Source organism: Frondihabitans sp. OV104 (assembly GCF_057787745.1).
On the sequence record NZ_CM173541.1, the window covers coordinates 2,602,626 to 2,621,453 of the forward strand.

An 18,828-nucleotide genomic window follows, 5' to 3' on the forward strand; every position below is an offset into this window, starting at 1 on the left:
GCCGGTGCCGCTCAGTAGCCTCGCGACGTGACCACCTCCCGACGATCACTGCTCTCCCGACGATCACTCCTCTCTCGACGATCACTGCTCTGGGGCGCAGGAACTGCCGCCACCGCAGCCGCCCTCACCGCCGCAGGCGGCGCCGCCGTCGAGCAGGGGCTCCTGCCGGGCCGCACGACCCTCCACCGCCTGCTGCACCTCGACGGCGCACCCGGCGTCGTGCCCTCCGCCGGCGGGGGCAGCCTCGTGAGCGGCTCGTTCGCCTCGAAGGCCCGCCTCGGGGCCGACGTGGGCTGGTCGATCGCGTACCCGCCCGGCTCAGCGCCCGGCGATCCCCTCCCCGTGGCCGTCGTGCTCCACGGCTACGGCGGCACCCACGCCTCCGCCTTCGGCGGCGCGCACCTGGGCCTCGACCGGTTCCTCGCCGCGCACGCCCAGGCCGGCGGGCCGCCGTTCGCGCTCGCCTCGATCGACGGAGGCAACACCTACTGGCACCGGCGGGTGACCGGTGAGGACGCCGGTGCGATGGTGGTGGGCGAGTTCCTGCCGCTGCTTCGGAAGAGGGGGCTCGACGTCGCGCGGATCGGCTTTCTGGGCTGGTCGATGGGCGCCTTCGGCGCGCTGGCCCTCGCGTCGCAGCTCGGCTCGTCGCGCGTGGCCGCGGTCGCTGCGGAGAGCCCGGCCATCTGGCACACGGCCGCCGAGGCTGCGTCGATCGCGTTCGACTCGCCCGCCGACTTCGCCGCGCACACGGTGTTCGGGCGGCAGTCGACCCTCGACGGGATCGCCGTGAGGGTCGACTGCGGGACCGGTGACGGGTTCTACCCGGCCGCGCGCGACTACGTGGCGGGTTTTGCCACGGCGCCCGCGGGCGGGTTCGAGCCGGGTGCGCACGACGTCGGCTACTGGCGGCGGATGGTGCCGGCCCAGCTCGCGCACCTGGGCCGGCACCTCACCTGATCGGACGGACTACCGGGGCAGCTTGAGCTCGATGTTCACGACGCGCGTGACCTGCTTGGCTCCGAAGTTGTCGTCGGAGATCAGGCTGACGCCGACCCTCCTGCCGGCGCCATGGCCCCGCAGCCCGGAGCTGCCGCTGGTGAGCGCCATCCCCTCGAAGTTGTCCAGCAGCGGGTTCGCCTGAGACTCGAGCGCCGTGGCGCCGAGCGTCGGGCCCTTCACGAGATCGGCGACCAGCGTCTTCGACAGGATCGATCGGGCCGGCGCCGCCGACAGGTTCGCGACCTTCGAGACGTTGACCGCCTTCGACAGCCCGCTGACCTCGTAGAGCGTCACGGCGTTGCCCGTATCGGAGGCGAACGATGCCTCTTCGACGAGGAGGCGGTCGTCGTCGACAGCCGCGACCTCGGGTACCCGCATGCCGGTCTCGGTGCGGTACCCCACCTGCTTCGTGAGCGAGTACGTGCCCCTCTTGCCAGCCGTGTAGACGAGGAACCGGTGCGACGTGGCGTCGCCGCTCGACGAGACGTCGCCCGAGAGCGCCCCCTCCATTGCCGCCACGATGGTGCGGCCGGACGGCGAGATGGTCAGCCCTTCGAGAGTGGCGTTCGAGGCGGCCTCACCGACCTCCGACGAGCCGGCCAGGGTCGTACCGGTGACCGCGAAGCGACCGGGGACGGCGAGCTGCGACTTCTCGACGCCGTCGCGCCCGAAGACGCGGATCGACGGCTCGGTCTCGCTCGAGATCAGGTAGTCGCCGTTCGGCAGGACCGCGAAGCCCTCGTTGTCGGCCGTGGGCCCGGTGTAGGGCGTTCCGTCGGACTTCTTCAGCACCAGCGGCGACCGGGTCACGGTCGGGTTCTGCAGCGAGCGGCCGATGAACCAGAGGCGCGATGGGTCGTCGGCGTGGTTGTCGACGGCCGAGATCCACGATCGGGCGCGCTTGTCGTACGCGAGCGACGACAGGCCGCCGACCTCCGCTCCCTTGTACTCGAGCTTGTTCAGCGCGTCGCTGTAGCCGACGGCTGTGCCGAACGGCGCGATCGACAGGTCGGGCTTCTCCGCCTTGCCGAACAGCCGGACGACCTGCGGGTCGTGGTCGCTGATCTGGTTCGCGTACTCGGCGTTGGTGTGGACGACCTCGTACTCGGGAGTGCCGACGCCCTTCGTGACCAGGATGTGGTCGAGCACCTCGCTCACGCCCTGGTAGTCGTAGGTGTACTGCTGGTTCGCTGGCAGCGTGGTGATCAGGTCGGTCAGGATCGGCTTCCCCGCGGCCTTGCCGGTGAGCACCTTCATCGCCGGGCTGAACTGGTAGTCGTTCAGGTCGCCCGCGACGACGACAGCCGCCCTGGAGTCGTGCTTCAGGATGCTGCCCACGAACTGGTTGACCTCGGTCGCCTGCTTCGCGCGCTGGACGGCGCTCGACTGCGCGGGGTACTGGAAGCGGCCGTCCTGGCTCTGGTCGCCGCCCTTCGAGGCGAAGTGGTTGCCGACGACGAACACCGTCTTGCCGCGGAACGTGAACTGGCCCACCAGCGGCTTGCGGCTGGACGCCCAAGCGTCGCTGGTCGGGTCGATGCGGCCGGGCGAGAGTGTCAGCGACGTGGCGCCCCTGCGCGAGATCGCTGCGGTGGCGGTCGTTGCGCGGTCGACGCCGGCATCGCCCGTGTCGACGAAGCTGACGCGCTGGGCGTTGTAGAGGAACACGATGCGGATGTTGCCGCCGGGCTGGCCGCCGTCCTGGTCGTCGACCGGGTCGATCGAGCGCGACGAGTACGTCGGGCCGCCGGCCGCGGAGATGGCGTCCGTCAGCTTCGCGAGCGTCCGGTCGGAGGCGACGGTCCCGTCGTCGGTGGCGCCGCTGTCGTCTTGCACCTCCTCGACGGTGAGGATGTCGGGCGACGACAGGTTCGTCACGATGCCCTCGGCGAGGGCGGCGTACTTCGCGGCCGAGTCGGTGGGCTGGAGGTTCTCGACGTTGTAGGTCGCGACCGAGAGCTGCTTGCGGTCGGCCTTCTCGGCGACGGTCGGCGCGAGGTTCTTCGAGGCGACGGAGCCGAGCGTGGTCGCGGCGATCAGGTAGCCGCCGAACTGCGAGTAGTCGACCGGACCGACCGTGGCGCCGCTGAACACGTCGCCGACGCTGACGCCGGGGTTGCCGCCGTCGACGGGGACGACCTCGAGGCGGCCCGACGGGGTCGCGTTCTCGGCGGTGAGCAGGGCGCCGCCGCGGGCGCTGGCGAGCTGGTCGGGCTTCGTCGTGATGTACTGCTCGCCGTACTGGTCGCTCGGGCCGATGACCCGTGCGTCGTCGACCTCGACGCGCATGCCCTCGACCGATTCGTAGTAGTCGAGCGCCGAGCGCGTCGGCGTGAGCGCCGTCGACTCGATGTTCGCGCCCGCGAGATCGGGGGCGTAGACCGCGGGCACGGTCGTCGGGCTGATGACGACCGGGGCGGGCAGGGCGTTGTCGTGCGAGAGCACCGACACCGTCGGCGAGGTCAGCTCGGTGACCGAGAGGTACGAGGTCGTCGCGAGAGTGGTGCCCGACGCGATGGCGCGGTAGTCCTTGACGCTCGCCGAGACCAGCACGGAGTCGCCCACGGCCACGGTCGGCGCAGTGCCCGTGTAGACGAACACGCCCTCGCTGGTGGCGGGGTCGGAGTCGGCCTGGGGATCCTGGATCCAGTAGCCGCGGCTCGAGCCGCTGGCGCGGACCGCGGTGACGATGCCGGGCACGTTCGCGACCTTCTGGCCGTCGAGCGGCGAGATCCACGCGGCGCCCTGGATGTCGTGGATGCGCACGGCGCCGGACGACGGAGCGGCCGAAGCCGGAACCGCCACCAGCACCCCGCCGAGAAGGGCCGCGGCCCCGATTGCGGCGCCGATGGCGCGCACGTGTGATCGTTGCATGGCTTGTCTCCCCTGAGCTGGAACCCGCGAGCGGTGTGACCCGCGACCTCTGCCATGTAAGCCGAGTTCTCGAGTTCCTGCGACAGTTCTCCACAGGGTTCGCGCGATCGTCGCCGAACGGTCACCCTGTGGAGAGGAAGACGCGGGTCGCTACTCGCCGGCCTTGTCGTCGAGCTCGGACTGCAGCCTTTTGAGCTTCGCCTGCTTCTCGTAGAACTCGATCTCGCGGTCGAGCTCGGCGAGCTGCTGCTCCGTCGTCGAGACGCGTTGCGCCCGCACGTCGACCGTCTCGGCGGCCGCCGAGTGCCGGCGCGGATCGCCGTAGCGGACGAACTCCGGCTGCGGCCGGTAGTCGCGGCCGACCGCGAACCAGAGGATGCTGCCGATCACCGGGATGATGATCACGAGAAAGACCCACATCAGCTTCGGCAGGTGCTGCACCTGCGACTCGTCGCGCGTGATGATGTCGACGAGCGCCGCGATGACCAGCAGGAAGTAGAACGCCGACAGCACCAGATACATGCGGTCGATTCTATTGATCGCCTGAGAAACGGCTATCCCCCGACAGGGTGAGATCAGTCTCCTGGCGCAGGAACGTGCAGCGGTCGAAGCAGCCCGAGCAGTTCGCGCAACTCATGGATCGCCTCACCCGACCAGCCGGGGTCGGCGGCTCCCCCGTCGTTGCCGGGGTGGTCGAGCCAGATCGCCCGCATTCCGAGCGCCGCGGCGCCGGGAAGCTCGGTGCTGCCGCCGTCGCCGACGTAGACGCACTCCTCGGGCTCGACCCCGAGCACGTCGGTCGCAGCCCGGTACAGCCGGGCATCGGGCTTCTTGACCCCGTGGACCGACGAGAAGGCTGCTGTCTGGAAGTGCTCCGCGAGCGCCGTGGTGGGCCAGACGACGGCCGTCTCGACGGAGCAGTCGCTGACCAGCGCGAGCGCGTAGCCGCGGTCGCGGAGCTCGTCGAGCACGTCGAGGGCCCAGGTCTGCTCGAGCAGCGACGCGGTCATCGCCAGACGTCGACCGACGGCGCGCTCGACGGCGGCGTCGTCGGGTGAGCCGCCGAGGCGGCCGGCGAGGGTGCGGAGGGTCTCCTCGAGCGAGCCGAGGCGGCCGAGCGTGCGGTCCAGGAACGTGTCGCGGACGAGGTCGCAGAACGCGGTCGGGTCGACGCCGAGGTCGTCAGCGACCTGGAGCGACACCGCGTCGCGCGTCGCCCTCGTGCCACCCGGCGCGAGGGTGCCGTAGAGGTCGAAGAGGACGGCGCTGTATCCCATGCCCCCATGATGCCCGATGACCCTGACGGCCGGGTCACGAAGGGGCTGCTCGGCGTCACTTCGCCGGTGCCACCCCGTCCCGGTCGAGAGAGGCCTCCGTGAGATCGCCCTTCATCGGCGTGGTGCTCCTCAGCATCGGGGCGCAGGAACTGCCGTGGCACAGAACGCTGAGGGCAGCGGCCCTCGATCCAGGTTCGGTCGCCAACGAGATGGTGCACACCGTCGGCCCCGCCTTCGCCGTGGCGGACTGGCTCCCGGCTGGTACGTGCACGCGTTCCTGATCCCCGGCCCCGCGACCCTCCCCACCGCGGCCACCGAGCGAAGCGAGGTAGGCCTTGTCGTGGTTCCGCGCCACCGCGGCCACCGAGCGAAGCGAGGTAGGCCCTGTCGTGGTCCCGCGCCACCGCGGCCACCGAGCGAAGCGAGGTAGGCCACAGCGTCGAGCGAGCGCCAGCGAGCAAGACGCGTGCGAGCGAGAGCGAGCCGAAGGCGCTAGCACTGGCGTTGGTGAGCCGCGCCAGCGGCGAACAGGCAGAATCCAGTGCGGAGCCGGTGGGATTTGAACCCACGGTGCCCAAAAAGGGCACTCCACCTTAGCAGGGTGGTGCACTAGGCCGAACTATGCGACAGCTCCTCGGCGCCCGGCTTGCGAGCGCACGGCCTCCACTATAGCGGAGGCCGGGCGAGTTCCTGCGCCATGAGGTCGCTGACCCCGTGTCCGCATTAACGCGGACGTTTTTGCCCCCCGATCTGGGTGGGAATGTCCCCTTGTCCTCATTTGTGCGGACACCTAGAGTTCTATTCACCAGCCCGTTCCACCCCGAGGCGATCCCCAGTCTCGACGGCCCGAATCCGTCGAGTCGCGCCTGGAACGGATGTTCCGCCGTGCAGAGATGCCCGGACACGCAGCGCCCTGCGAGGCCGAACACCCCTGATCCCGGCCTCGCAGGGTCTCACTCCCGCTCATCCCCTGAGCGGTCGAGTGACTGAGGCCGCCCCGCGAGATGGTTACTCGCGGGGCGGACCTTTCTCTCAGGGAGCACCTAGAACTTGTAGGCCACCGAGCAGGTCTTGTCGGCTGCCGTCTGACCGGTGAGGCCGCTGATCTGCGTCGTCTGAGACGGCGACGTCGTCGACGACGTCGCAGGAGCGGTCGGCGTCCCCGCGGCCCCGGACGACGGCGCCGCGGGCGTGGTGGCGGGAGACGTGGCGGTCGATCCAGAGGTGTCCTCCGAGCCGATGCCGGTCGACCCCTCCGGGATCGTGAACTGCTTGTCGGCCTTGATCGCGTCGAAGAGGAGCCCTGCTGTGTCCGTGTCGGGCTGGACCTTGCCCGAGTAGACGCCGGTGCCGGCGGTCGAGCCGGGGTACTGCACGAAGTTCACGTTGGCGAGCGGCAGGTCTTTGAGGGCGACGCCGATCTCGATCATGCGGCTGACGTTGTTGAGGCTGTTCGAGAGCGTCATGTTCTCGGTCGCCGCCTGCGCCAGCTTCAGGAGCTTGGCCGGGTTGCCCAGCACGCCCTTCGACTTGATCGTGCGGAGCATCGACGAGAGATACACCTGCTGGCTCGAGATGCGGCCGAGATCGGATCCGTCGCCGATGCTGTGGCGCGAGCGCAGGAAGGCGAGGGCGTCCTGCCCCTGCAGCGTGGTCGTGCCCGCCGGGATGTCGAGGCCCGTGTAGGTGTCGTGGATCGGCTTGTTGGCGCAGACCGGGACTCCGCCGATGGCGTTGGTCATCTCGATGACGCCGTTGAACGAGATCAGGCCGGCGAACGGGATGTCGAGGCCGGTGAGGCCCTTCACCGTCTGGACGACGCAGTTGAGGCCCCCGTACGAGTACGCGGTGTTGATCGGCTGCGCCGACATCGCGCTGGACGAGCCGGAGCCGTCCTCCTTCTTGCAGGACGGGATCGGAACGACGAGGTCGCGCGGGATGCTGACGGCCGTGGCATTGGTGTGGTCGGCCGACACGTGAAGCAGGATGTTGACGTCGTTGAGCGTCGCGTCCCGCTCGCCGAACTCGGTCGTGCTCTGCTTCGCGTCGTTGTCGGTGCCGACGATGAGGATGTTGAAGCCGCCCTGGTAGGCGCCGATGCCGGTGCCCTGGAGCGCCTTCTCGGTCTCCTCGCCCTGCAGGGCGACTCCGCTACCCAGATTGTCCTTCAGCTGCTTGATGGCGATCGCTCCCACGGAGACGCCGCTGACCAGCACGACGGCCGCGGCGATGGCGACGGACTTCAGCACGAACGCGCCGGATCCGCGGTGGCCGAGACGGCCGTGCCGGGCGAGGCCGGAGTCGGCGGGCGACGGGGTCGCAGGGGCCTCGGCGGCCTCCCGGGCTCGGCGTGCGGCACGGCGGGGGCTCTCGGAGCGGTGGTTGTCGCTCACGCGGGTCCTTTCCTCAGGCGGCGGCGCACACGTCGAAAGGCACCCGGGCCCGAATCGCCCGGTACGACGCCGCGCCGCGCGGGGGCGGCAAGGCTCACGATTCTAGCCAGCAGCCATTGACCGCCGACGGGATTCGGAGGCGATCTGCAGAATGCCGCGGACTGCGGATTGGAGCTGTCCGCCGCGTGGAATCCCCGCCAGGATGGGGCGATGACGCCGACCGACCGCCTCCGCGCCGCCCTCGTCGCGATCGTCTGGGGCGTCAACTTCCCGGCCACGGCGCTGGCGCTCGAGCACTTCCCGCCGTTTTTGACCGTGGCTCTCCGCTTCGGGATCCTCGCGATACCGACCGTCCTGTTCGTGCCGAGGCCGGCGATCCCGGTGCGGTGGCTCCTCGCCATCGGCACCTGTCTCGGCATCCTGCAGTTCGGCTTCCTCTACCTCGCCATGGACGCCGGCCTCGAGAGCGGTCTCGCATCCATCGTGGTCCAGGCGTCGGCACCGTTCACCGTGCTGATCGCCGGCGTGCTGCTCCGGGAGCGGATCACCCGCCGCCAGGCCATCGGGATCGGGGTGGCGGTGGTGGGGCTCGCCTCGATCGCGGTGCACCGGGCGCAGGTGGCGGAGTTCCTGCCCCTGGCCCTGGGTCTGTGCGGTGCTCTCGGCTGGGCGCTCGGAAACGTGGCGTCGCGCAGGGCGGCGGCCCCGAACGCCCTGCACCTGACGCTGTGGATGTCGGTCGTTCCGCCTCTGCCGATGCTGGCGCTGTCGCTGCTGTTCGAGGGGCCGGGCAGGATCGGGCGGTCGCTGTCGACGGCCTTGACGCTCGACGCGCTCCCGGCGGTGCTCGGGCTGCTGTACGTGATCCTGTTCGCGACGGTGCTCGGCTACGGGCTCTGGAACGGCCTGCTCGCGAAGTACCCGTCGTCGCAGGTCGCGCCGTTCTCGATGCTGGTGCCGGTGATCGGCGTGCTGGCGTCGTGGCTCGCCTTCGGGCAGGTGCCCGACCTCGCCGAGCTGATCGGCGGCGCCTTCGTGGTGGGCGGGGTGCTGTTCGCCTCGCTCTCGCGCGCCCGGCGAAAGTCCATGCGAGGGAATGGAAAACCGGCGACTACGGTTTGACCCTGGCGACCCTCCGGGAGGAATCATGAGCGCTATCCACTGGCTCTTCGACGCGCAGTTCACGGTCGGCAACCAGGCCGTGCTCTGGCGCGAGGTGATCGGCAACCTCTTCGGCCTGATCAGCGCGCTCGGCGGCATGCGCCGCAAGGTGTGGGCCTGGCCCATCGGCATCCTGGGCAACGCCCTGCTCTTCACGGTGTTCATGGGCGCCGTGTTCGACACGCCCCACCCGGTGAACCTGCTGGGGCAGGCCGGCCGCCAGATCATGTTCATCATCGTCTCCGTCTACGGCTGGTACCGCTGGCAGGGGCGCAGGAACTCCGGCGCCACCGCCGTCGAGCCCCGCTGGGCCGGGGCCCGCTCCCGCGTCCTCCTCCTCGTCGCGCTCATCGGGGGCACCGCCGTGCTCACGCCGATCTTCACCGCCCTCGGCTCGTACGCTCCTGTCTGGGCCGACGCGTGGATCTTCACGGGGTCTCTGCTCGCCACCTACGGCATGGCCAAGGGGTGGGTCGAGTTCTGGCTGATCTGGGTCGCCGTCGACATCGTCGGCGTCCCGCTGCTGCTGAGCGCGGGGCTCTGGGCGTCGGGGCTCATGTACATCGTCTACGGCGTCTTCACCCTGACCGGCTTCTTCGTCTGGCGGCGCACCCGCCGGCTGGCCGACCTGCCGGTCATGCCCGACCCGGCGCCCGTCGCGCGCTGACAGGTCGGCCCGCAGCGCGAGGGCGGGTCTACTCTTGGGATCGACCAAGAATCATGTCCGTGGGGGGCGAGATGCTTCGCGAGCCCCGGCACCCGTCCCGTGAAGGCATTCCCGTGAAGATCAGCCGTACCGCCCGCCTCTTCGTCCTCGTCGCCTCGGCCGCCATCGCCGCGGCCGGGCTCACCTCGTGCTCGTCGCCGTCGACGCCGAGTGCGGGCGACTCCTCAGCCCCGGCAAGCACGCCGACCCCGACCGCCGACGCGAAGACCTACACGTCCGACGACCTGACTGCGCTGATGACGGCCGTCAAGCCGAAAGTCGGCTCCAGCGCCAAGCTCTACGACAACGCCGCTCTCAAGGCGGCCAACACCTCGGCCGCCGGCAGCTCGCCGCTCTCGACCCTCCTCGACCAGAGCGGCGTCACGATCGCGCCCGAGTCGTGCAAGACCAAGCTCAAGGCCGGCCTCGGCATCACGGCCCCGGCCGACAGCGTGGGAGCCGCCCTCGTCGACGGCACCAGCACCGTCTCCGTCGCCACGGTCGCGGGCAAGGCGCTGCCCAGCGCGATCACGAGCGGCGACACCGAGTCGAAGGTCGACGACCTGATCTCGGCGTGCGGCAAGATCACCCTCACCGTCCAGGGGCAGTCGATCACCATCGCGCTGAAGAAGGGCACGGCCTCGACCGACGCCGACCGCACGATCGACCTCGAGGAGACCATCACGCTCCCGTCGTCGGCCGGCGCCGCGGCAGGTGACGCGACCTTCAGCGCCATCACGGCGGTCCAGGGCAACCTGCTCATCTCGTCGACGGGAATCACGAAGTCAACGATCTCGAGCTTCCCGAAGCCGGCCGCCGACGCGCTGACCCCGGCCGACGCCGTCGACGCCGTCGTCGCCGAGGCCGCAAAGTAGGGCTCGATGCGGAGGGCGCACAGCATCGTGTGACGCCGACGACACACAGCGGGCGTACCGTTGCGCGAGTGACCCGTCCAACTGAGGCAACGGTCGGCGAGCTCCGCGCAGCGGGGCACGTCCAGAAGACCCTTCGTGCCGAAATCCGTGACAACCTGCTCGCCGCTCTCCGTGAAGGCCGTGACCCCTGGCCCGGCCTCCACGGCTTCGAATCCACCGTCATCCCGCAGCTCGAGCGTGCTCTGATCGCCGGGCACGACATCGTGCTCCTCGGCGAGCGCGGCCAGGGCAAGACGCGGATCCTCCGCACCATGGCCGGCCTGCTCGACGAGTGGTCGCCGGTGATCGCCGGCTCCGTGCTCGGCGAGCACCCGTACGAGCCGATCACGTCCGAGAGCGTCCGACGCGCCGCCGAGCTCGCCGACCTGCTGCCGGTCGAGTGGCGGAGCCGCTCGGAGCGGTACGTCGAGAAGCTCGCGACCCCCGACACGAGCGTCGCCGACCTCATCGGCGATGTCGATCCCATGAAGGTGGCCGAGGGCCGAAGCCTCGGCGACCCCGAGACGATCCACTTCGGGCTCATCCCCCGCAGTCACCGCGGCATCGTCGCCATCAACGAGCTGCCCGACCTGGCCGAGCGCATCCAGGTCGCCATGCTCAACGTCATGGAGGAGCGCGACATCCAGATCCGCGGCTACGTCCTGCGGCTCCCGCTCGACGTGCTGGTGATGGCGAGCGCGAACCCCGAGGACTACACGAACCGCGGCCGCATCATCACGCCGCTGAAAGACCGGTTCGGCGCCGAGATCCGCACGCACTACCCGACCGAGCTCGACGACGAGATCGCGGTGATCCTGCAGGAGGCCGATCTGGTGGCCGAAGTTCCTGCGTACCTGATCGAGATCCTGGCCCGGTTCACCCGGGCCCTGCGGGAGTCGAGCGCCGTCGACCAGCGCAGCGGCGTCAGCGCCCGATTCGCGATCGCCGGGGCCGAGACCATCGCGGCGGCGGCGCTGCACCGCGCCAGCCGCCAGGGCGAGCCCGAGGCGGTGGCCAGGCCGATCGACCTCGAGACGGCGGTCGACGTGCTCGGCGGCAAGATCGAGTTCGAGTCGGGCGAGGAGGGGCGTGAAGACGAGATCCTCGACCACCTCCTGCGGACGGCCACGGCCGAGGCAGTGCGCGCGCACTTCCGCGGCATCGATTTCGGGATGCTCGTCGACGCGCTCGAGGCCGGGACGATGGTGACCACCGGCGAGCAGGTGACGGCGCGCGACTTCCTGGCGGGCCTGCCGTCGCTGGGCGAGTCCGAGATCTACGACGACGTCTGCGATCGGCTCGACGCGAAGACCGACGGCGAGAAGGCCGGCGCGATCGAGCTGGCCCTCGAGGGGCTCTACCTCGCGCGCCGCGTGAGCAAGGAGACCGGCGGAGGCGAGGCCATCTATGGCTAGGGGCAACCGCCGCCTGTCGCGCGACTCGCGCTACGGCAAGTACGCGGGCGGCCCCGACCCGCTGGCCCCGCCGGTCGACCTCACCGAGGCGCTCGACGCCATCGGGCAGGAGGTCATGGCGGGCTACTCGCCCGAGCACGCGATGCGCGAGTTCCTGCGCCGCGGCGGACGCGACCAGGCCGGGCTCGACGACCTGGCACGCCGGGTCGCCGAGCGCCGCCGCGAGCTCGCCCAGAAGCACAACCTCGACGGCACTCTCCGCGAGATCAAGGAGCTGCTCGACAAGGCCGTCCTCGCCGAGCGCGGCCAGCTCGCGCGGGACACCGAGATGGACGACGGCGACCGCGCCCTCTCGGAGCTCCAGCTCGACAGCCTCCCGGCCTCGCCCGCGGCCGCCGTCACCGAGCTGAACGACTACCAGTGGAAGAGCCGGGAAGCCCGCCAGGACTTCGAGAAGATCAAGGACCTCCTCGGCCGCGAGATGCTCGACCAGCGCTTCGCCGGCATGAAGCAGGCGCTCGAGAGCGCCACCGACGCCGACCGGGCGGCCATCCAGGACATGCTCGGCGACCTGAACGAGCTGCTGGCCGCGCACGCCCGCGGCGAGGACACCCCCGAGCAGTTCGACGACTTCATGGCCAAGCACGGCGAGTTCTTCCCCGAGAACCCGCAGAACGTCGACGACCTGATCGACGCGATGGCGGCCCGCGCCGCCGCCGCCCAGCGCATGCGCAACTCGATGACGCAGGAGCAGCGCGACGAGCTCGACGCCCTGGCCCAGCAGGCCTTCGGCTCACCCGATCTGATGGACTCCCTGGCTCAGCTCGACGAGAACCTCCAGGCGCTCCGCCCCGGCGAGAACTGGGGCGGCTCCGAGCAGATGGACGGCGAGCAGGGCCTCGGCCTGGGCGACGGCACCGGCGTCTTCCAAGACCTCGCCGACCTCGACCAGCTGGCCGAGCAGCTCGCGCAGTCGCACAACGGCTCCCAGCTCGACGACCTCGACCTCGACACGCTCGCCAAGCAGCTCGGCAACGAGGCCGCGGTCGACGCCCGGGCCCTGCAGCAGCTCGAGAAGGCCCTGCACGACTCCGCCGCCGTCAAGCGCGGCACCGACGGCTCGCTCAAGCTGACCCCCAAGGCCATGCGACAGCTCGGCAAGGCGCTGCTGCGCGACATCGCCGACCGCATGTCGGGCCGTCAGGGAGCCCGCGACATGCGCAAGGCCGGCGCCGCGGGCGAACGCTCCGGAGCCACCCGCGAATGGGAGTTCGGCGACACCGAGCCCTGGGACGTCACGCGCACCATCACGAACGCGATCACCCGCCAGGCAGGCGAGGGCGCAGGAACTCCCCTCCGAATCGAGATCGGCGACGTCGAGGTGCAGGAGACCGAGGCCCGCACCCAGGCCTGCGTCGCCCTGCTCGTCGACACGTCGTTCTCGATGGCGATGGACAACCGCTGGGTGCCGATGAAGCGCACCGCGCTCGCCCTCCATACGCTGATCACCTCGCGCTTCCGCGGAGACGAGCTCCAGCTCATCGCGTTCGGCCGCCAGGCCGAGGTGATGGACATCGAGCAGCTCGTGGGCCTGGAAGCGATGTGGGACAAGGGCACCAACCTCCACCACGCGCTCCTCCTGGCAAACCGGCACTTCCGCAAGCACCCCAACGCGCAGCCGGTGCTGCTGATCGTCACCGACGGCGAGCCGACATCGCACCTCGAGCCGAACGGCGAGGTCTACTTCAACTACCCGCCCGACCCGCTGACCATCGCGTACGCCGTGCGCGAGCTCGACAACTCGATGCGGCTGGGCGCCCACACCACCTTCTTCCGCCTCGGGGACGACCCCGGCCTCGCCCGCTTCATCGACTCGATGGCCAAGCGCGTCGGCGGGAGCGTCACGGCGCCGGAGGCAGACGACCTCGGTGCCGCGGTGGTGGGCTCGTACCTCGGGTCGCGGGGGGCCGGCGGCTTCGGCGGCGGCGGGCTCGGCGGTCCGGCCGGGTTCGACGACATGTTCGGGCGCGGCTGGGGGTCGTGGTCGGCGTAGGCCGAGTTCCTGCGCCCTTGCGGCTCGGGTCCGCACGCCCCCGGGGTTTCGTTCTGGAGGGCTTTCCCTGGGCGTGAATTCACCGCCAGGGAAAGCCACTCCGGACGAAACCCCTCGGCGCGCATCCACGCACGGGGGAAGCCCGGCAGCGTCGCTTCAGGACGGCGTGAGTTCTCGCCGACCTGGCACGAGCCCCGAACCGTCAGAAGAGGGGCCAGGGCACCGCGGGCATGTGGCCGCGCGGCGCGGGGAAGATCGGGTTGGCCCGCAGGCGCTCGACGCGGGCGGTGAACGCGGCGATCTCCCGCTGCTGCAGGAGGTCGCCGAGCGTGTCGGCCAGGCCGCCGGACGTGAGGCCTGCCAGCACCCGATCGAGGCCGGCGACCTCGTCGTCGCGGAGCCCCTCGCCGAGCCAGCCCCAGAGGACGGTGCGGAGCTTGTGCTCCTCGTGGAAGGTGAGGCCGTGGTCGACCCCGTGCCGGTGGCCGCCCGGCATCTCGAGGATGTGCGCGCCCTTGCGGTCGGCGTTGTTGACGACGACGTCGAAGACGGCCATGCGGCGCAGCGCGGTCGAATCCTCGTGGATCAGAGCGACCGACCTGTCGAACTCGTCGCGTCCGTCGAAGACGTGGCGCCACCCCTCATCGGGCACGAGCGCGGAGTCGACGAGGTCGACGGCGTCCTGGTCGGGGTCGATGTCTTGCCACAGCTGCACCATGCCGAGGCCGAGCGGGCCCTCGCGCAGCCAGGTGCGGGGCACGATGTTCCAGCCGAAGGCCTCCGAGACGACGTACGCGGCCACCTCGCGGTGGGCGAGGTCGCCGTCGGGGAAGTCCCAGAGCGGCTTCTCACCGGCGATCGGCTTGTAGACGACCTCGCTTTCGCCGATCGTGCCGAGGAACGTGGCGTTCGACGCGGTGGGGATGCGACCGGTGATCTCGAGCGCGCCGTGGTCGAGGTCGGCCGCCGGCTGCATCAGAAGTCGCCGGGCTCGACGCAGACGTGCCCCTCGGGGTCCATGGGCTGGCCGCACAGCGGACACAGCGGACGGCCTGCGCCCACGATCTCGAGGGTCCGCTTGGCGAACGCCCGGGCCGTGCCGACGGGGATCCGCACCTGCATCATCTCGGCCGGCTCGGTCTCGGCGTCGATCTCATCGACATCGTCGTCGCTGTCGTCGACCGGGTAGGCCTCGATGACGACCTGCGACGTCGTGACGTCCCAGCCCAGGGTCATCGCCCCGGTGCGGAACTGCGAGTCGACGGGCTGCTCGAGCGGTTCGTTGTCGACGAGCTCGACGGGGGTGCCGGACGGGACGCTGAACGGGTTGCCCTCATGGGCCATCAGGTCGTCGAGGATCTCGTCGATCTTCTCGGCGAGGACCGCGGACTGCTCCTTCTCGAGAGTGACGCTGACGACGCGGCGGCCGTCCTTCGCCTGGAGGTAGAACGAGCGCGAACCGGGGTGGCCCACCGTCCCGACGATCAGTCGGTCTGGCCAGTCGAACCCGTGGACGATGGTAGGCATGCGCTCATTCTACGAGCGTCGGGCGGGGTCTTCCCGGGTGTTTGCGAGGCGGGCGCTGCGTGCGTCGGACGCCGCCGTCACCGGGTGGGCCCGCCGTTTCGGCACGGCCGAGCCGCCGCGCGGTGCGGCCCCCGCCGGATCGGCACGGCCCCGCCGTCGCGCGGTGCGGCCCCCGCCGAATCGGCACGGCCCCGCCGTCGCGTCAGAGGGACTTTGCCGAAACGGCGGGGATGCCGCGTCTCCCAACCCGGCGCAGAAGCCGAACGCGAGGGTTCAGGCGCCGCCGCCGACCGCCGCATCGGCCGCAGGCGCCGCCGTCCTCGCCAGCCACGACAGGTCGCCCGAATCGGTGTTCGTCGCGATGACGTCGGGCCGGTTCGCGCCGTAGCGGATGATCGACACCGACGCCGGGCCGACGTTGATGCGCTGGAAGAGGTCGAGGTGCATGCCCAGCGCATCGGCGAGGATCGACTTGATGATGTCGCCGTGACTGATCGCCGCCCACACCGCACCCGGCCCGAACTCGGCTTCGAACGCGGCGTCGTGCTTCCGGATCGCCGCTACCGCACGCGCCTGCATCGTCGGCAGCGACTCGCCGCCCGGGAAGACCGCGGCCGACGGCTGCGACTGGACGACCTTCCAGAGATCCTCCTTGGCGAGCTCCGCGAGCGTGCGCCCCTGCCAGTCGCCGTAGTCGCACTCCGTGATCGCGCGTTCGATGAGCGCGAGAGGGCTGCCCTCCTGGGCATCGCGCAGGAACTTGGTCGTCTGACGGCACCGCTCCAGCGGACTCGACACCGTCGCCACCAGCGGAACCGCCGCCAGCCTCTCGGCCGTGCGCGCGGCCTGACGCCGCCCGGTGTCGTCGAGCCGGACGCCGGCGGTGCGCCCGGCCAGCACCCCCGACGCGTTCGCGGACGTGCGTCCATGCCGGACGAGTATCACTGTGGCCATGCGGCTTTTTTACAGAACCCTAAGACCCGCGCCCTTCCGCCACTCCGCGGCGGATGATTTCCGTCCTTGTACAGATCCGAATTGGCGGATGTACAGGAAGAAACTAAAGCCTGGTCAGGGATCGATCCGGGAATAGCGAAGGCGATTGGGAAAAATGACTCCTAATCGCTCAACTCGGTTCGAAGACACGAAGTGATGTCGGCGGAGGGAGACGCGCCGGGATCAGTCCGGCGACGAGCCAGTTCTCCCCGTCGAAGTTGGAAGCTACCCCGAAGACGTCGAATATGAACTTCGTGGCGGACAATGCGTATGTGACCGAATCAGTCCTGCCCTCCGACTCCCACGACCTGCACCCACGCGTTTTCATCTCGTACTCCGCCGACGCTGACCTAAACGGCTGGATCACGGCGTTGTGCGAACGGCTGATGGCCAACGGTGTCGACGTCATTTACGATCTGTGGGATGTCACAGCGGGTTCGGATCTGCTTCATTTCATGGAGTCCGGCCTGACAGGTGCGGATCGAATCGTCGTGATCAGCTCCGACGAATATGTGCGGAAAGCAAATGCGGGAATCCGCGGCACGGGTTACGAAAAGAAGATCATGAGTGCTCCCATGATGATCAACGCTGTCGGCGACCGGATCATCCCGATCATCCGCCATGCCACGGGAGATGCACTCGTTCCAACGTTTCTCAGCAGCGTCCGCTATCTCGACTTTCGAGACGATGAGAAGTTCGATGTCCGGTACTCGGAACTCGTCCACGAGCTGTTCGGGCGGCGCGTCGCCCCCCGACCACCCCTCGGCCCCAATCCCTTCGCTGCGGCATCCGACACGCTGACCAAGGTGGCCATCAACCATGACCCGGGCCTCTTCCGAAACGAGGCATTGGTCGGCGAAGTTGAGTACGCCTATCAGAACAACAACGGGCGCTTCGTGATCGGATCTGGCGTTCAGCAGTTCACCATTTACACTTCGACGTCCGGTTCGGGGTCCATCCACGTCATGAACGATCCAGCAGATATTAGGGCCATCGCTCTCGCGCCCGAAACTCCCCTTGAAGACATCGGCGACATCGAAGCGTATGACTATTCGTCTCGCAGTCGGAACGCGCGGGTCGGGGACTCGGTCGTGCTGATTAATGAGTCCGGTCGCGTCGCGGCTCTCGAAATTATGCGGGTGACGATCCGAGAGACATCGATCGATCGAATCCCTCGGCTGACTTTCCGCTACCGAATTGTTGACGAGTAAGAGTTCGGCGCGAATTTGTGCGGCCAACAAGGCTTGCCGGGACGCGACCTGCATGAACCAAGTCAGCCCTGAACCCTCTGGGCCCGCGCGACCGTCAGCTCTGGCTCTTTCTTTCTTCGGCCCGAATGAACGTGTCGCCATGCATCGCGTCGAGAGGTGGCATCGCGGGCCCCAGGCCGAGGTGCAACCGGCAACTCCTTGTCATGAGTGCAACCGGTCCATGCCTTCTTGGCATTCTGCGCAGACGGATTTGCCCTCGTGGTCTGCGGTCGGGACGAACCAGTAGCCGCAGATCGCCTCGACGGCGGAGCCGTCCACGGTGGCATCTGTGAGCCGTTCCCGGGGCGAGTAGTGCGCGTGCAGGCCGAGGGTGAGCCTCTTCGGGGCAGCGTCTTCCTGGACTTGACCACGCGCTTTGATGTCGCGCGCGTGCTGGAGGTGACTTTCATCCAGCACCACCTCGTGACTCTGACCTCGGCCGTCTGCCCCGTAGACAGTCGCCCGCCATTCGGCAGGGTCGTCCTGGATGGCCGCACGGGCGACTTCAGCCAGCTGACCGACGAAAGGTGCGTTCGCGTTAGCAACCGGTTCGATGATCAAGATGCACTCGTACATGACATGGTCACCGACGACAGTTTTCTCGAGGACAACAGACACCTCCGCAAGGGGTTCGTCCCGGGCGCTGATGCTGGGCACGGTGACTTCGATAGGGCCGATGGCTGTCTCGAGATGAGCGGCCGCGTTGGCCAGGAGGATGTTGACGGTCAGCTGTACCTGCAACCTCCATGCGTCCTGGAGATGAATCTTCTCCTCGACACGCGAAAGCGCGGCATCCTCTGGCGCGGGTAGATACCCGGATGCACCGTACGAGACAACGTTGCTTTTGAAGACGGCGTAAAAATCGTCAGGGCTGCCGGCGGTGCGGCGCCCGCCTGCGCACAGCCAGGCGCCCTGTCCCACCTTGGTGTGATCGGATGCGGCACCGCGCCAGCGCCCTGTTTTTTGTTTCCACCAGTGCGGCTCCGCCAGGGAGCCGATGTTCTGCTTTTGGTGATCGCCCTGTTGGGAGAACTCGTTCTCGAAGTGCTCGATCAGGGGGTGGGCGAGCTTATTGACCGGCGGAAGGGAGCGGATCGCGCGACCTAGGGAGGAGTCTTTTGCCCGAGCCGCGACCACCTCGGCCGCCTGCGCCCGCAGTGCCGTTACGGCTCGCTGCTGGCTTCCGTCACGCCAGTCCCCCGTCAGATCCTCGACCAGGCAGCGCAGGGTGACCCGCCGTTGGATTTGCATAGCTCGATTCTA

16 protein-coding genes and 1 tRNA gene are annotated in these 18,828 nt (G+C 69.2%); 8 read left to right on the top strand and 9 right to left on the bottom strand.

Going from position 1 to position 18,828, the window contains the following annotated elements; all coding sequences use genetic code 11:
- Positions 1-27 precede the first annotated feature (27 nt).
- Positions 28-960, top strand: coding sequence for an alpha/beta hydrolase (locus AC3CBB_RS12210; protein ID WP_488624779.1), 933 nt, complete (start codon positions 28-30; stop codon positions 958-960).
- Between the two features lie 9 nt (positions 961-969).
- On the opposite strand, the gene AC3CBB_RS12215 is transcribed toward AC3CBB_RS12210, so the two are convergent.
- The 3 genes from AC3CBB_RS12215 to AC3CBB_RS12225 form a co-directional block, all read right to left on the bottom strand.
- The gene (locus AC3CBB_RS12215; protein WP_488624780.1) at positions 970-3,876 is read right to left on the bottom strand and encodes an esterase-like activity of phytase family protein; all 2,907 of its coding nucleotides are present in this window, start codon (positions 3,874-3,876) and stop codon (positions 970-972) included.
- A gap of 150 nt (positions 3,877-4,026) precedes the next feature.
- Positions 4,027-4,398 carry a PLD nuclease N-terminal domain-containing protein gene (locus AC3CBB_RS12220; protein ID WP_123505571.1) on the bottom strand — a complete coding sequence of 124 codons (372 nt, stop codon included), beginning with the start codon at positions 4,396-4,398 and terminating at the stop codon, positions 4,027-4,029.
- A gap of 53 nt (positions 4,399-4,451) precedes the next feature.
- Positions 4,452-5,153: an HAD family hydrolase gene (locus AC3CBB_RS12225; protein ID WP_488624781.1), complete on the bottom strand. Its 702-nt coding sequence runs from the start codon at positions 5,151-5,153 to the stop codon at positions 4,452-4,454.
- Between the two features lie 98 nt (positions 5,154-5,251).
- On the opposite strand from AC3CBB_RS12225, the gene AC3CBB_RS12230 reads away from it, so the two are divergent.
- Positions 5,252-5,434 (top strand): hypothetical protein, encoded by a 183-nt coding sequence (locus AC3CBB_RS12230; RefSeq protein WP_488624782.1) that lies wholly within the window; start codon positions 5,252-5,254, stop codon positions 5,432-5,434.
- Positions 5,435-5,697: 263 nt separating this feature from the next.
- Here AC3CBB_RS12230 and AC3CBB_RS12235 read toward each other — a convergent pair.
- Positions 5,698-5,787, bottom strand: a tRNA-Ser gene (locus tag AC3CBB_RS12235).
- 409 nt (positions 5,788-6,196) lie between these two features.
- Entirely contained in the window at positions 6,197-7,546 is a 1,350-nt protein-coding gene (locus tag AC3CBB_RS12240; RefSeq protein ID WP_123505574.1) for an LCP family protein, read from the bottom strand.
- Between the two features lie 210 nt (positions 7,547-7,756).
- On the opposite strand from AC3CBB_RS12240, the gene AC3CBB_RS12245 reads away from it, so the two are divergent.
- The 5 genes from AC3CBB_RS12245 to AC3CBB_RS12265 all read left to right on the top strand — a co-directional run bounded on the left by AC3CBB_RS12245 (position 7,757) and on the right by AC3CBB_RS12265 (position 13,795).
- Complete coding sequence (locus tag AC3CBB_RS12245) at positions 7,757-8,668, top strand: EamA family transporter (protein WP_488624783.1); 912 nt, start codon at positions 7,757-7,759, stop codon at positions 8,666-8,668.
- 25 nt (positions 8,669-8,693) lie between these two features.
- On the top strand, positions 8,694-9,374 hold the full coding sequence (gene pnuC / locus AC3CBB_RS12250) for a nicotinamide riboside transporter PnuC (protein ID WP_488624784.1): 681 nt from the start codon (positions 8,694-8,696) through the stop codon (positions 9,372-9,374).
- Positions 9,375-9,487: 113 nt separating this feature from the next.
- A complete protein-coding gene (locus AC3CBB_RS12255; protein ID WP_148061162.1) occupies positions 9,488-10,288 on the top strand; it encodes a hypothetical protein in 801 nt (266 codons plus the stop codon).
- Between the two features lie 68 nt (positions 10,289-10,356).
- Positions 10,357-11,742, top strand: coding sequence for a MoxR family ATPase (locus AC3CBB_RS12260; protein ID WP_488624785.1), 1,386 nt, complete (start codon positions 10,357-10,359; stop codon positions 11,740-11,742).
- Entirely contained in the window at positions 11,735-13,795 is a 2,061-nt protein-coding gene (locus tag AC3CBB_RS12265; protein WP_488624786.1) for a vWA domain-containing protein, read from the top strand. Before AC3CBB_RS12260 ends, AC3CBB_RS12265 begins: the two co-directional genes overlap by 8 nt.
- A 202-nt stretch (positions 13,796-13,997) precedes the next feature.
- Here AC3CBB_RS12265 and AC3CBB_RS12270 read toward each other — a convergent pair whose 3' ends face one another.
- The 3 genes from AC3CBB_RS12270 to AC3CBB_RS12280 all read right to left on the bottom strand — a co-directional run bounded on the left by AC3CBB_RS12270 (position 13,998) and on the right by AC3CBB_RS12280 (position 16,276).
- Positions 13,998-14,771: an SCO1664 family protein gene (locus AC3CBB_RS12270; protein WP_488624787.1), complete on the bottom strand. Its 774-nt coding sequence runs from the start codon at positions 14,769-14,771 to the stop codon at positions 13,998-14,000.
- Positions 14,771-15,322 carry a DUF3090 domain-containing protein gene (locus AC3CBB_RS12275; RefSeq protein ID WP_488624788.1) on the bottom strand — a complete coding sequence of 184 codons (552 nt, stop codon included), beginning with the start codon at positions 15,320-15,322 and terminating at the stop codon, positions 14,771-14,773. The genes AC3CBB_RS12270 and AC3CBB_RS12275 overlap by 1 nt, the downstream gene beginning before the upstream one ends.
- A gap of 273 nt (positions 15,323-15,595) precedes the next feature.
- Positions 15,596-16,276, bottom strand: a complete 681-nt coding sequence (locus tag AC3CBB_RS12280) for a histidine phosphatase family protein (protein ID WP_488624789.1) — start codon at positions 16,274-16,276, stop codon at positions 15,596-15,598.
- Between the two features lie 284 nt (positions 16,277-16,560).
- On the opposite strand from AC3CBB_RS12280, the gene AC3CBB_RS12285 reads away from it, so the two are divergent.
- Complete coding sequence (locus tag AC3CBB_RS12285; protein WP_488624790.1) at positions 16,561-17,526, top strand: toll/interleukin-1 receptor domain-containing protein; 966 nt, start codon at positions 16,561-16,563, stop codon at positions 17,524-17,526.
- Positions 17,527-17,727: 201 nt separating this feature from the next.
- On the opposite strand, the gene AC3CBB_RS12290 is transcribed toward AC3CBB_RS12285, so the two are convergent.
- Positions 17,728-18,816, bottom strand: a complete 1,089-nt coding sequence (locus tag AC3CBB_RS12290) for a DUF3039 domain-containing protein (protein WP_488624791.1) — start codon at positions 18,814-18,816, stop codon at positions 17,728-17,730.
- Positions 18,817-18,828 lie beyond the last annotated feature (12 nt).

What these genes read in the sequence shown, in the direction of transcription:
- AC3CBB_RS12215 (WP_488624780.1), bottom strand. Translation starts at nt 3,876, where the DNA reads ATGCAACGATCACACGTGCGCGCCATCGGCGCCGCAATCGGGGCCGCG.
- AC3CBB_RS12220 (WP_123505571.1), bottom strand. Translation starts at nt 4,398, where the DNA reads ATGTATCTGGTGCTGTCGGCGTTCTACTTCCTGCTGGTCATCGCGGCG.
- AC3CBB_RS12225 (WP_488624781.1), bottom strand. Translation starts at nt 5,153, where the DNA reads ATGGGATACAGCGCCGTCCTCTTCGACCTCTACGGCACCCTCGCGCCG.
- AC3CBB_RS12245 (WP_488624783.1), top strand. Translation starts at nt 7,757, where the DNA reads ATGACGCCGACCGACCGCCTCCGCGCCGCCCTCGTCGCGATCGTCTGG.
- pnuC (WP_488624784.1), top strand. Translation starts at nt 8,694, where the DNA reads ATGAGCGCTATCCACTGGCTCTTCGACGCGCAGTTCACGGTCGGCAAC.
- AC3CBB_RS12265 (WP_488624786.1), top strand. Translation starts at nt 11,735, where the DNA reads ATGGCTAGGGGCAACCGCCGCCTGTCGCGCGACTCGCGCTACGGCAAG.
- AC3CBB_RS12270 (WP_488624787.1), bottom strand. Translation starts at nt 14,771, where the DNA reads ATGCAGCCGGCGGCCGACCTCGACCACGGCGCGCTCGAGATCACCGGT.
- AC3CBB_RS12275 (WP_488624788.1), bottom strand. Translation starts at nt 15,322, where the DNA reads ATGCCTACCATCGTCCACGGGTTCGACTGGCCAGACCGACTGATCGTC.
- AC3CBB_RS12280 (WP_488624789.1), bottom strand. Translation starts at nt 16,276, where the DNA reads ATGGCCACAGTGATACTCGTCCGGCATGGACGCACGTCCGCGAACGCG.
- AC3CBB_RS12285 (WP_488624790.1), top strand. Translation starts at nt 16,561, where the DNA reads ATGAACTTCGTGGCGGACAATGCGTATGTGACCGAATCAGTCCTGCCC.
- AC3CBB_RS12290 (WP_488624791.1), bottom strand. Translation starts at nt 18,816, where the DNA reads ATGCAAATCCAACGGCGGGTCACCCTGCGCTGCCTGGTCGAGGATCTG.